This window comes from Parabacteroides sp. AF14-59 (assembly GCF_003479515.1).
Taxonomy (GTDB): Bacteria; Bacteroidota; Bacteroidia; order Bacteroidales; family Tannerellaceae; genus Parabacteroides; species Parabacteroides faecis.
In genome coordinates this window covers 396,588-409,331 of the sequence record NZ_QUHH01000003.1, presented here as the reverse complement: position 1 = coordinate 409,331, position 12,744 = coordinate 396,588, and the positions used below count along the sequence as shown (strand labels likewise).

The following is a 12,744-nucleotide window of genomic DNA, read 5'->3' as shown; positions in this document are numbered from 1 at the left end:
GTTTTATATTCTATATTCTAAAAACAAATAACTATCATATGAATACAACGACAAAGAAAGAGAAAATCAAATTCAGTAAAGCGTTTTGGGTAGCCAATACCGTCGAACTATTTGAGCGTGCTGCCTACTACGGCGTATTTATCGTAATAACCCTTTATCTCAGCCGCATCCTCGGGTTCAACGACATACAGGCGGCAACTATCGCCGGAACATTCTCTGCATTTCTTTATTTTCTTCCAACTTTTGCCGGTGCATTGGCCGATAAAATCGGATTCCGCAATTCCATGCTGCTGGCTTTTTCTTTACTGACTATCGGTTATGCCGGTCTAGGACTTTATCCTACCTGGCTTCAGTCTGCCGGACTGGTCGAATACGGGACTACGACTACATTTACCGGATTGCTTGAAAGTAATCTTCGTTATGGGATTATCCCGATCATGATACTGATCGTTATCGGCGGCTCATTCATCAAGAGTGTGATCTCCGGAACGGTAGCCAAAGAAACGACTCCCGAAACCCGTGCCAAAGGTTTCTCCATATTCTATGCAATGGTAAATATCGGAGCTTTCTCCGGCAAAACGATTGTAAAACCATTGCGCGAAGCATTAGGGAACGAAGGATTGATCACCCTCAACTATTTCTCCGCTTCGATGACTTTTCTTGCCTTACTTGCGATCTGGTTCTTCTATAAAAGCAGCCAGCACTCGGGAGAAGGAAAGACATTCGGACAGATATGGAAAGCATTGATCAAAGTATGTACAAACGGACGCCTGATCACACTAATCATCATCATCTCCGGATTCTGGATGGTTCAGCACCAGTTGTATGCAACCATGCCTAAGTATGTTTTACGTCTGGCAGGCGAAGGGGCTTCTCCCTCCTGGTATGCCAACGTAAACCCGTTGGTGGTTGTGCTGACCGTTAATCTGGTCACCCAGTTAATGCGTAAAAAGACAGCACTGACCTCTATGACATTCGGCATGTTCATTATGCCGATATCCGCACTTTGTATGGCTTCGGGAAATATGCTCGATGGAAATACAACGATTCTGGGTATGCATCCGGTTGCCTTTATGATGGTAGTCGGTATCGTTTTCCAAGGATTGGCTGAGACATTTATATCTCCCCGTTTCCTCGAATATTTCTCATTGCAGGCCCCCAAAGGAGAAGAAGGGTTATATCTAGGCTTCAGTCATCTCCACTCGTTCCTGTCGTCCATTCTCGGATTCGGATTATCCGGTTTCTTACTAAGCAAATATTGTCCGGAACCGACCCTGTTCGCTACGCATGAAGAATGGGTGGCAGCCAGTGCCAATGCCCATTATATCTGGTATTATTTCGGTGCAATCGCCCTCGTTTCGGCATTCGCCCTGATCATTTACGGGCAAGTGGTGAAACGATTGGATGCTGGGAAAGGGTAGGAAAAAAGAAACAAATAATTTTATTAAAAAGAAGAGAGACTATGTTATTCTTGACATAGTCTCTCTGTATACATACTTCACCGAAAAAACCGGTTACAAGTTCTTTATCCATCTTTTCCCGGACTTCGTGTAGGATGTCCAAAGAAGCAAAATTACCACAATGACATCTACAACAATAAAAAGAAATCCTAATGTTGTCATACCTTCTATTTTAAAATTTTATTCGCAAATAAAGCCAATACTATAGTTCCAAACACACCTCCCAGAACAATATACCATTGAATATGATTCTGAGGATTTCCATACAATGGAACAACACCTCCAATCACAATACCCGCAAAAATTAATTTTGCCAAATCATAAACAAACTTGCAGAGATTCTCTTTTCGAACTATATTCAGTTCCTTTTCCTCTCGCTTCAATTCCTGTTGAAAACTCCATTTTCCCATATGCTAAGATTTTTATCGATTCAAAGGTAAAATTAATCATCTACACAACAAAGAATATATGGAAAAACCTGTCTCAGAGTGCTCAAAAAACCCTAAAGTGTGCACATTTCAGGTTAAAGTTGTTTGATATAAAGAATGTTTGACTACTTTTGCAATCGGTAACTTTTTTACTAATTACCGAATAATTTTCAGACAATAGAAATCTAATATTCCTATTTAATATGAGTTTAAGAATTATTGTTTTAGCGAAGCAGGTTCCGGACACACGCAACGTGGGAAAGGATGCGATGAAAGAAGACGGAACGGTAAACCGTGCCGCACTTCCCGCCATCTTTAACCCGGAAGACCTGAACGCATTGGAACAGGCTCTGCGCCTGAAAGATGCCTACCCCGGATCAACTGTTACATTACTGACTATGGGCCCGGGACGTGCCGCCGAAATTATCCGTGAAGGTTTATACCGCGGAGCAGACGGCGGCTTTTTGTTAACCGACCGCGCCTTTGCCGGAGCCGATACACTGGCTACTTCATACGCTTTGGCTACGGCTATCAAAAAAATTAATGATTATGACATCATCATCGGTGGCCGTCAGGCTATCGACGGAGATACAGCACAGGTTGGTCCCCAGGTAGCAGAAAAGCTGGGATTGACACAGATCACGTACGCTGAAGAAATCCTGAATGTGGATGAAGCAGCACGCCGTATCACCGTTAAACGTCATATCGACGGAGGTGTGGAAACCGTAGAAGGTCCGCTGCCTATCGTCATCACAGTAAACGGCTCGGCAGCTCCCTGCCGTCCGCGCAATGCCCGATTGGTACAGAAATACAAACGTGCCATGGGCGCACAGGAAAAAGCAGCCCACCCGACTGCCTGCCATCCGGACGTTCCGAGCGAACTGCCGTATGCAGATCTTTACGAAAAACGTCCGTATCTGAATATCCAGGAATGGAGCGTGAACGATGTAAACGGAGATCTGACACAGTGCGGTCTGTCCGGTTCCCCTACAAAGGTAAAGACTATACAGAATATCGTGTTCCAGGCAAAGGAAAGCAAAACGCTGACCAGCGCGGATAAGGATATAGAAGAGATGATTGTTGAACTGTTAGCTAACCATACCATCGGATAAGATTATGAATAACGTATTTGTATATTGTGAGATTGAAGGCACAACCATTGCCGATGTAAGTCTCGAACTTCTGACCAAAGGTCGTAAGTTAGCGAATCAGTTAGGTTGCCAGCTGGAAGCAGTTGTTGCCGGTAGCGGCCTCGAAGGTATAGAAAGCCAGGTACTGCCTTACGGCGTCGACAAAGTACACGTGTTCGATGCTCCGGGTCTGTTCCCTTACACTTCATTACCCCATTCTTCTGTCCTGATCAACCTGTTCAAGGAAGAAAAACCTCAGATCTGCCTGATGGGTGCTACCGTTATCGGTCGCGACCTGGGCCCTCGTGTATCTTCTGCACTGACCAGCGGTCTGACTGCAGACTGTACTTCATTGGAGATCGGTCCTCACGAAGATAAACGGGCAGGTATCACATATGAAAACCTGTTGTATCAGATCCGTCCAGCTTTCGGTGGTAACATCGTGGCAACCATCATCAACCCGGAACACCGTCCTCAGATGGCTACCGTTCGCGAAGGTGTGATGAAGAAAGAGATCCTGGATGCCAATTATAAAGGCGAAGTGGTAAAACACGACGTAGCAAAATATGTATCCGATGCTGATTATGTAGTAAAAGTAATCGACCGTCACGTTGAAAAAGCGAAACACAACCTGAAAGGTGCTCCTATCGTAGTTGCCGGAGGTTATGGCGTAGGGTCGAAAGAAAACTTCAACCTGCTGTTCGAATTAGCTAAAGAACTTCATGCAGAAGTAGGTGCCAGCCGTGCTGCTGTCGACGCCGGTTTCTGTGACCACGACCGCCAGATCGGACAGACCGGTCTGACCGTTCGCCCGAAACTCTATATCGCTTGCGGTATTTCCGGACAGATCCAGCACATTGCCGGTATGCAGGACGCAGGTATTATCATCTCTATCAACAACGACGAGAACGCTCCGATCAACACCATCGCTGACTATGTGATCAACGGTTCGGTTGAAGAAGTGATCCCGAAGATGATCAAGTATTACAAACAGAACAGTAAATAAGATATGGCTAACTTTTATTTAGATAATCCCAGCATGAAACATCACCTGCATCACCCGTTGATGCAGCGGATCGTAGAGCTGAAAGAACGCGGCTATGCCGACAAGGATAAATTTGACTATGCTCCTCAGGATTTCGAAGATGCAATGGACAGCTACGAAAAGGTACTGGAAATTGTAGGTGAAATCTGTGGTGAGATCATCGCTCCCAATGCTGAGGGCGTAGACCATGAAGGCCCGTCTGTTGCCAACGGACGTGTGACGTATGCCAAAGGTACCCAGGAAAACCTGGATGCCGTACGCAAAGCCGGCCTGATGGGTATCGCAATGCCCCGCCGTTACGACGGTCTGAACTTCCCGATCGTTCCTTACATCATGGCAGCCGATATGGTATCGCGTGCCGATGCAGGTTTTGAAAACCTTTGGGGATTGCAGGACTGTGCGGAAACATTATACGAATTCGGTAACGACGACCAGCGTCAGCGTTATATCCCGCGCGTTTGTGCCGGAGAAACGATGTCGATGGACCTGACAGAGCCGGATGCAGGTTCCGATCTGCAGTCTGTTATGCTGAAAGCTACTTACTGCGAAAAGGACGATTGTTGGTATCTGAACGGAGTAAAACGTTTCATTACCAACGGTGATGCCGATATTCACCTGGTACTGGCACGTTCCGAAGAAGGCACACGCGACGGTCGTGGTTTGTCCATGTTCATCTACGACAAACGCAACGGTGGTGTGAATGTTCGCCGTATCGAGAACAAGATGGGTATCAAAGGATCCCCTACTTGCGAATTGGTATTCAAGAATGCCAAAGCCGAACTTTGCGGTGACCGCAAACTAGGTTTGATCAAATATGTAATGGCATTGATGAACGGTGCCCGTCTGGGTATCATGGCACAGGCCGTAGGTTTGAGCGAAGCGGCTTACCGCGAAGGTTATACCTATGCAACGGAGCGTAAACAGTTCGGCAAAGCGATCATCGAATTCCCGGCTGTATATGAAATGGTAGCCCTGATGCGCGCCAAAGCGGATGCTTCCCGTTCCATGCTTTACGAAACAGCTCGTTTCGTAGACGTTTATAAGGCGTTGGACGATATATCCAAAGAACGTAAGCTGACTCCGGAAGAACGTCAGGAAATGAAGAAATACAGCAAACTGGCTGACGCATATACACCGATGGGTAAAGGTATGACCACCGAATATGCCAACCAGAATGCGTATGACGCAATCCAGATCCATGGTGGTTCAGGTTTCATGAAAGACTATGCCTGCGAACGTATCTACCGTGATGCCCGTATCACAAACATCTACGAAGGTACTACCCAGTTGCAGGTGGTTGCAGCGATCCGCCACGTCACCACAGGTACTTACCTGGCTCAGATCCGTGAATACGAAGCCATCGAATACAAACCGGAACTGGAAGGTCTGAAGAACAAGCTGAAAGCAATGACTGACAAGTACGAAAAAGTAGTTGCCACGGTTACAGAAACTAAAGACAACGAATACATCGATTTCCAGGCACGCCGTATGGTAGAAGCTGCCGCTCATTGTGTCTTCGGTTACTTGTTACTGCAAGATGCCAACAAAGACGACAGTTACCGCCGTTCAGCCGAAGTATATATCAACTACGGCCAGGCAGAAGTTGACAAGATCGAATCTTTCATCAACAACTTCAACCGCGAAGATCTGGCGTATTACAGACAAGCATAATACAACCATCTCATAAAAAAGAAAATCCGGGTATCGTTTGATATCCGGATTTTTTATTTCAAAAAAGGCAGGTGTTATCGATGGTAATGCCATAACATCCATTGCATAATTCCTCGTAACGATAAATAAATCAGAAATGCCATCCATAATGCATGGTTTCCCATTATTCCGTAAAACAGATAATAAACGACGAAGAATGTACCTGAAGCGACCAGCATCGAATAAAGCATCAGGCGGGTAGCTGTAGCCCCGATCAGGATGCCATCCCAAAGAAAAGCGGCAAAACCGGCCAATGGGATAGCCAGCACCCAGTAATAATAAGTTCCGGCAGCCTCTATGACAGTTGTGTCGTTGGTCAATAAACCCAAAAAGCCTTGACCGCCTATCATATACAGAATTGTAAAGGATAATGATAAACCCCATCCCCAACGGAATAATAGCCGGATCATCCTTTGTAATCCATTCCGGTTCTGTGCACCGACATAACGCCCTGTCATCGCTTCACCGGCATAGGCAAAGCCATCCATAATATAAGAAAACAAGGTGAACAACTGCATTAATAAGGTATTGACAGCCAATACGACATCTCCCTGCCGCGCCCCTGTCGACGTGAAAAAGGTTGTGACAGCCACCAGGCACAATGTACGGAAAAAGATATCGCTATTTACCTGAAAGAAACGATGCATAGCTGTCCAGCCCAGGATCTCCCGCCAGCGAAAAGGAATTTTCAATCTTCCGTAATAACGTAGCCAAAGCAGTAAAGCCATAAATAGTCCGGCATATTGGGCAATCAGCGTACCCAATGCCACACCCTCGATCTTCATATCCAACAGATAGACAAAAGCCAGACTCGCCACGATATTCACTATATTTTGTGTAATCGCGATAAACATCGGGAAACGGGAATTCTGCATGCCGATAAACCACCCGGCAAAACCATACAACCCCAGTACAGCGGGTGCTCCCCATACACAGATACTAAAATAAACCGTAGCCAACTCGCGAACCTCGGCAGTAGCATCTATCAAAAGAAAAGCGACTTTCCGAATCGGATACTGAAGCAGTAACAGGCATAAAGCGATAAAAAGTCCTACTCCCACCGCCCTCAACAAAACACGGGTCACCTCGTTCAGATCACGTTTACCAAAAGCCTGCGAAGTCATCCCACTCGTCCCCATCCGCAGGAAACCAAACAACCAATAGATTATATTAAACAGCATCCCTCCCACTGCGATCGCTCCGATATAGGAAGCCGATCCCAAATGCCCCACAATGGCGACATCGATCAATCCCAATAGAGGAACGGTTATATTAGAAATGATAGAAGGTATTGCTAGTTGAAGAATTTTTTTATTCATGGTGTTGTATATAATAAAAGCTTATTCTTAAATTTGTAGACAAAGTTACAGATTACTTTATATATAACATTATTACACAACAATGTTTCAATTGTAGATAAAACGCGAACCATAAGTGATAACAAAAACATAGGATGTTCGCACTCCCAGTAATACAGATGTTTACATTCTTTATTGATAATAAGACAGACATTGTTTATTGTCTTATATCATTATTCGCAGAATCATTCGCTGAAAATGTTATAAATAAAGCTTTTAACAAACATGCAGTCGTATCCTTTACGGGTACGTGGGTTGAAATCTGTAAGTCGAGTACAGCGTGGCCGATCTTGTCGTCGTACCTTATATAGGTACATGGGTTGAAACATAGTATTTTGGAAAGCAGGTTCTTACGCATGAGTCGTACCTTATGTAGGTACGTGGGTTGAAACAATCCCAGGGACTATGAAAAGTACTGGAATTTTGGTCGCATCCTTTACGGGTGCGTGGGTTGAAACCACATTGTTGTCCTGTTTCGGTATTTTGATATCAAGTCGCACCTTATGTAGGTCGGTGGGTTGAAACTTCAAGTGTTACAAATATTTTACCAACTCCTTTGTCGTACCTTATGTAGGTACGTGGATTGCAACTTTGTCTAATACGATCGTAAGATACGCGAGGTAGGTCGTACCTCATGCAGGTATATAGATTTCTCTGCGAGAAGGTTCTCGCAGAGAAATCCAATCCCATTTACACAATCGCCCTAATTTTATTCTATCAGCAACAGTTCTTCCGCCCAAGCCCCATCCAATACCAGTCCTGCCTGCGGATCATAGCTACTCGGATCCTCCAAAATGAAAACGCCTGAATATTCGATAACCTTACCACTCCGTACCAGCTCTTCAAAATCCCACTTTTTCACAGATACACTATATTGCTGTAACTTGCGTAACAGCCAAAACTCCGGACCTTTTTCTTTCAATTCTCTGATAAGATCTGCTCCATCTCCATAATTGACCAGGATGGAAACAGAGTTCTTATCATCAATCAGGCAAAACTTCTCGGCAGCAGTTGCAAACATAAAGTTCATTTCTGCAAAACCTTTATATAACAGACCTTTTATATCTGCTTTATCAAAGATATTACAATCACCATAAAAGAGTGTAAAATAACGAGCCATGACAGCCGGATCAAACAAATCCGTACGATCAGACACCCGAAGCAGTTCTCTCAAGGCAGCAGCCCCCTTCCCCATCAGACCACGTAAAAGAGTATTCTCTAAATTAAAGACAAAAACCTGACCTAATTGACTCACATGATTCAGTTTACCTTCCCGGTTACATCGGCCTGCCGCCTGTATGACAGAATCCAATCCGGCAAAAGCCCGGTATACCACTGGAAAATCGATATCGACACCGGCTTCCACCAGTTGTGTGCTAATCACCCGAACCGGCTCATTGTTCTTCAGCTTTTCCTTTATCAGTCCGATCACTTCCATTATATGTGCGGAACACATCATACGAGATAGGTGTAAAGTTCCTTTTGGCATCCTTTGATAAAGCTCCCGAGCCTCCTTACGGGTATTAACGATACAGAGCACACATTCGTAGCCGGTCAGTTCGTCGGCCAGATCATCGAAAGTCGTTGTCGACTCCGGCCAGTGTAATTCCACACGCTTAAAAGCTTCGAACAGATTTTCATGGGCAGAAGTTATTTCCTCAACCTGACTCTTCAACCCGTTAAAAGCATCTTGCCCCGTACCGATACGACCACTAAATACAGGCAACGTAGCGGTAGTAAACAAAATACTCACATTGAAAGCCGATTGCAAACCTTGTAATACATCCAACACCGGTCGTAGAAATTCGACCGGTAACATCTGTGCCTCATCCAAAATAACAATAGAATTACAGATATTATGGAGCTTACGACACCGCGAACTTCTACAGGCATATAATGACTCGAAGAACTGTACATTGGTGGTTACAACAATAGGAGCATCCCAGTTTTCTGTCGCCAACAAAGAAGCCGACCGTTCATCCTGCCGATCCACTTGCAGATTACTATGATGTTCCACCACATTTTCTTCTCCGAAGATTTTGCGTAATACGGCTGCCGTTTGCACAATGATGCTGGTGTAAGGGATAACGACTATGATACGATCCTTTTTATAACGAACCGCATGATCTAAAGCCCAGGCCATCGAAGCCAACGTCTTTCCTCCCCCCGTAGGTACCGTCAGACTGAAAAAGCCGGGGATATCTTTAGCTTTCTCCCGACAACGCGACAAAATAGATGCTCTCTTTTCATTGATAAAAGAAGAGGGAGCATTCACCGACAACTCTTCCATGTATTTATCAAAACATATTTTCAGCTCTTGCAAACTATCGTACTTACCTCTTCGCTCTGCTTGGTCAGGCATCATAAATTGCTCCGTATCCAAATAGTCGGCATCCACCAGACAAGAAAACAACATACGTATCCACAGATGAAACTCTTTTTCCGGATCACTCAATGCCGGAGCTTCCAAAGGCAGCAATTCTTCCAGCACTTCCACCGGAGCATCCTTTCGCATCTCCCCGCAGCACGACTCCTTTTGATAACGCCGACTCATATTCGCATCTCCGCCCGAAACCCAATCCAGTAAACCTGAATGATGTCCGGCAATACAATAGGACAACGGAGGATAACAATGCGGCAATTTCATTTTCGCCCAGATAGCTCCCGCTGTCGAATGATCCGGTTTATTCATCGGCTTCTTACTCTCTCCGGTCATTCCCGATGCATTACGAATATACGGCTGAAAATCTTCTGTAGTATACTTTCCCAGATCGTGCCATAACCCGGCCTGTTTTCCCCAGCCGGAAGCACCAAATACAGATGCAAAAGATTCACTGAATACGGATGTCCCTGTCAAATGCTCCTGCAATGTTTGAATTTTGAAAGATTCTTCATCCTTCCGGACATGAGCTATAAAGATATTTTTATCTACCTGTTCTTTCATACACAAAGTTTTCCTGTTTTATTTGTTATTTGCAATATCAAATCACACAAAGCTATATTACAATAATTTACGGCATTGCAAACACCTTATTCATTTGCAATACCGTTTGTCATCTGTCATACATCATTCATTCTTTACAACTGAATAACACGTTCCTTTCATGGTACGCCGCGAAGGTATTTTATTTTTCTGCAATAGACGACCGAAGTAAGTCAACCGCTTGTTTCCCAACTTCACTCCACTTTTAGCTTGCAGATATTGAAGAATTTCAATAGCAGAAATACTTTCACAAACCTCCTCGGGATATGGCGCACGAAAATACTGCAGGAATAACTGCTCTTCTACGGGAAGTTGCTGAAAAGCCTCGTTGTTTTTTGTCGTTGAAAACTCCTCTTCCGAAGTAAACCAATAACGTTCGCCAGCCGCTAAAGCAGCAGAAGCCTGTGCATAAAGCTGCTCGTAATTAATTGAAGCGGTATTGTCGATCGTCCCCGTTATGTCGATACAGATAAAACGTCGGCTTCCGGTCGGATCGGTCAACAAATCATAATTATTGCAGGTCGCGATAAACGAGGCATAACGATGTAAAGCCTGAACACTTCGTTTATAAGGCTGCCGGGCGTTCACTACCGGCTTCTGAAGCACATGCTTCAGGAAACTCTGATAACCGGAACTGACCGAGTCGAACTCATCAATGTTTATCAGCGCAAAGCGAGTAAGCAGTAACTCCGCATCACGTTTATTTCCAAAATCGATACTATCCGTATAATACATACGTAAAGTTGGCGGCAACAAATTCCGGCACCATGTCGATTTGCCGCATCCCTGTGGACCGACCAGCAAAGGCAACGAACTATTAGCATGCAAATGATCGCGCCGACGCCAATGTGCCACCATACTCAAAAACCAGATATAAAACAGATTACGCCACGCCGGATTATCTGTCGGTAACGTATCTGCCAATGCCCGGATGTGATCTTTACCATCCCAGATCGGCAGATAATCCAGAAAATCTTCCAGCGGATAGAAAACCGGAACCCGGTCTGAATAGATATAACGTTTCACATCCCTGTCCCATAAAGGCAACCCTTCCGCTTGTGCGTTAAGCCCGATACTGTTCAACACCGTTTCGGTAACCGGGGCAAAATGAATATAAAAGGACCCTCTTGCCCGAAACTCCACCTCACCGGACAGCATATTCCGTCGAAACTCGTAACGGCGCTTCATAAACTCATTCGTTTTCACAAACAATAATTGCTCGGGAGCAACAACCGGCTTCTTTCCGAAATTATTCGACAACTGATAAGTCGTATGAATCATATCCCTTACCTCTTCTTCAAAAATAGACAAATATTGATAAACCATTGTCCAGCGTACGGCATCTTCTTCGGGAATACCGGAATGAAAACAGTTTTCGGCCAACCTGACAAGAAAAGGCCTGAGCTCTTTTCCCTCATCCAATCCCCCCGTTTTATCCAAAGCGTCCTGCATACAGGCATTATAAAAACGGGAAATGATACGACTACGGTCGTAACCCGGCATCATACGCAGCAAAGGATCTTCATATTCTCCGACCATTTCCCGGTAAGTCGCTTCAGCTGGCATTTGTAAAGGTTGCTCTTGTGTAAGTGGGATAGCCTGAGGATTATAATACAGCTCCGGATCATACGAATGCCGACAACCCTGATCCAGTACCGGTTTTTTCTGTTCTATATTCCGATTCAACTGAGCCTGGAAATAATTCACCGCACGCCGATAAGCTGCCGCATGAAAATATTCAGCCAGTTCTTTTGTCTGCGGCAGTGAGCCGTCCGGCAAAACGAAAGGTACCAGAATTTTTACGCTCTTTCCGCTTGAACCGGCAAAAGCAGCCAGCGTTTGCGGAGCCTGCGAAGCCAATGCTTTCATTTTCAATACCTCCTGCCGATCAGCCAAGCGGTCGACTTCCACCAGGACCAATCCGTTATAAGCCTGAAACTCCTGATTATTTTGTTTTCTCCGGAATACCGCGGCAAACAGCAATACCGGAATTTTACCTGCATGTATATTCCTGTCGCAAGGCATTGATGAAGATAATAATTCCCGCAGGTAATTTACTTCCCGGCTTTGTTCACCGGACTCAATGGCAGCCATCACTGCTGATAATTCTATATTTTTCAACGACTTACCATCGCCTTTTATTTGTGTAATTTTCATTCTTAGATCTATAAGTGCAACAATTCCATATGACAGATGACAAATAACAAATACTTTCCCAAAACTTTATGTATAAACGATTATTTCAGCTTCGTAAACTCAATACCGCTCAGCTTTTCTTTTAGTTTCGGACTGGGTTTAAAGCTGATACTTTTCAATTTGATCGATTCGGCACGTATTTTAGAAGGAACTTCCACTTCCCGGTTCGGTTGGGCGGTGATACTGAACGTACCCAAACCGTCTATTGTAACGGTATAGCCATCTTTCAGATGAAATGCGATCATACGGGTCAGGTTTTCGATCATTCCTTTCACTTCTCCATAGTTGAAGGTGCTGGCATCGGCCATCTGTTCTGCCAGGGCGTCGAGATTAACATTACCGTTGCTTACGGTGGTTACTGAGTACTTCACCTGCTCTTTATTGGTAATATTGTCATTGATTTTCGTGAGTTTGTACTTTACAGCCATGCGGTT

At 44.7% G+C, this 12,744-nt stretch carries 9 protein-coding genes; 4 read left to right on the top strand and 5 right to left on the bottom strand.

All coding sequences use genetic code 11. The features are described from left to right. The first annotated feature begins 38 nt into the window (after positions 1-38). Positions 39-1,421: an MFS transporter gene (locus DWW23_RS05880; protein ID WP_122352334.1), complete on the top strand. Its 1,383-nt coding sequence runs from the start codon at positions 39-41 to the stop codon at positions 1,419-1,421. Between the two features lie 206 nt (positions 1,422-1,627). Here the strand turns inward: DWW23_RS05880 and DWW23_RS05875 are convergent, their stop codons facing one another. Continuing rightward, complete coding sequence (locus tag DWW23_RS05875; RefSeq protein WP_122352333.1) at positions 1,628-1,870, bottom strand: hypothetical protein; 243 nt, start codon at positions 1,868-1,870, stop codon at positions 1,628-1,630. A 221-nt stretch (positions 1,871-2,091) separates the two neighbouring features. Between DWW23_RS05875 and DWW23_RS05870 the strand changes: the two genes are divergently transcribed. Genes DWW23_RS05870 through DWW23_RS05860 form a run of 3 tightly spaced genes read left to right on the top strand, consistent with a single transcriptional unit; the run spans position 2,092 to position 5,734 of the window. Further along, on the top strand, positions 2,092-3,000 hold the full coding sequence (locus tag DWW23_RS05870; RefSeq protein WP_122352332.1) for an electron transfer flavoprotein subunit beta/FixA family protein: 909 nt from the start codon (positions 2,092-2,094) through the stop codon (positions 2,998-3,000). A gap of 4 nt (positions 3,001-3,004) precedes the next feature. Then, a complete protein-coding gene (locus tag DWW23_RS05865) occupies positions 3,005-4,024 on the top strand; it encodes an electron transfer flavoprotein subunit alpha/FixB family protein (protein ID WP_122352331.1) in 1,020 nt (339 codons plus the stop codon). 3 nt (positions 4,025-4,027) lie between these two features. Next, positions 4,028-5,734, top strand: coding sequence for an acyl-CoA dehydrogenase family protein (locus tag DWW23_RS05860; protein WP_122352330.1), 1,707 nt, complete (start codon positions 4,028-4,030; stop codon positions 5,732-5,734). Between the two features lie 74 nt (positions 5,735-5,808). Here the strand turns inward: DWW23_RS05860 and DWW23_RS05855 are convergent, their stop codons facing one another. From DWW23_RS05855 to DWW23_RS05835, 4 genes are all read right to left on the bottom strand, one after another. Then, positions 5,809-7,092, bottom strand: a complete 1,284-nt coding sequence (locus tag DWW23_RS05855; protein WP_122352329.1) for an MATE family efflux transporter — start codon at positions 7,090-7,092, stop codon at positions 5,809-5,811. A gap of 748 nt (positions 7,093-7,840) precedes the next feature. After that, complete coding sequence (cas3, locus tag DWW23_RS05845; RefSeq protein WP_122352327.1) at positions 7,841-10,075, bottom strand: CRISPR-associated helicase Cas3'; 2,235 nt, start codon at positions 10,073-10,075, stop codon at positions 7,841-7,843. Between the two features lie 123 nt (positions 10,076-10,198). Next, positions 10,199-12,271 (bottom strand): BT4734/BF3469 family protein, encoded by a 2,073-nt coding sequence (locus DWW23_RS05840; protein WP_122352326.1) that lies wholly within the window; start codon positions 12,269-12,271, stop codon positions 10,199-10,201. A gap of 80 nt (positions 12,272-12,351) precedes the next feature. After that, positions 12,352-12,738 carry an HU family DNA-binding protein gene (locus tag DWW23_RS05835; RefSeq protein ID WP_122352325.1) on the bottom strand — a complete coding sequence of 129 codons (387 nt, stop codon included), beginning with the start codon at positions 12,736-12,738 and terminating at the stop codon, positions 12,352-12,354. Positions 12,739-12,744: the final 6 nt, after the last annotated feature.

Excerpts from the sequence above, each read along its gene's own strand:
- DWW23_RS05875 (WP_122352333.1), bottom strand. The coding sequence starts at position 1,870 with ATGGGAAAATGGAGTTTTCAACAGGAATTGAAGCGAGAGGAAAAGGAA.
- DWW23_RS05880 (WP_122352334.1), top strand. The coding sequence starts at position 39 with ATGAATACAACGACAAAGAAAGAGAAAATCAAATTCAGTAAAGCGTTT.
- DWW23_RS05840 (WP_122352326.1), bottom strand. The coding sequence starts at position 12,271 with ATGAAAATTACACAAATAAAAGGCGATGGTAAGTCGTTGAAAAATATA.
- DWW23_RS05835 (WP_122352325.1), bottom strand. The coding sequence starts at position 12,738 with ATGGCTGTAAAGTACAAACTCACGAAAATCAATGACAATATTACCAAT.
- DWW23_RS05870 (WP_122352332.1), top strand. The coding sequence starts at position 2,092 with ATGAGTTTAAGAATTATTGTTTTAGCGAAGCAGGTTCCGGACACACGC.
- DWW23_RS05860 (WP_122352330.1), top strand. The coding sequence starts at position 4,028 with ATGGCTAACTTTTATTTAGATAATCCCAGCATGAAACATCACCTGCAT.
- cas3 (WP_122352327.1), bottom strand. The coding sequence starts at position 10,075 with ATGAAAGAACAGGTAGATAAAAATATCTTTATAGCTCATGTCCGGAAG.
- DWW23_RS05865 (WP_122352331.1), top strand. The coding sequence starts at position 3,005 with ATGAATAACGTATTTGTATATTGTGAGATTGAAGGCACAACCATTGCC.
- DWW23_RS05855 (WP_122352329.1), bottom strand. The coding sequence starts at position 7,092 with ATGAATAAAAAAATTCTTCAACTAGCAATACCTTCTATCATTTCTAAT.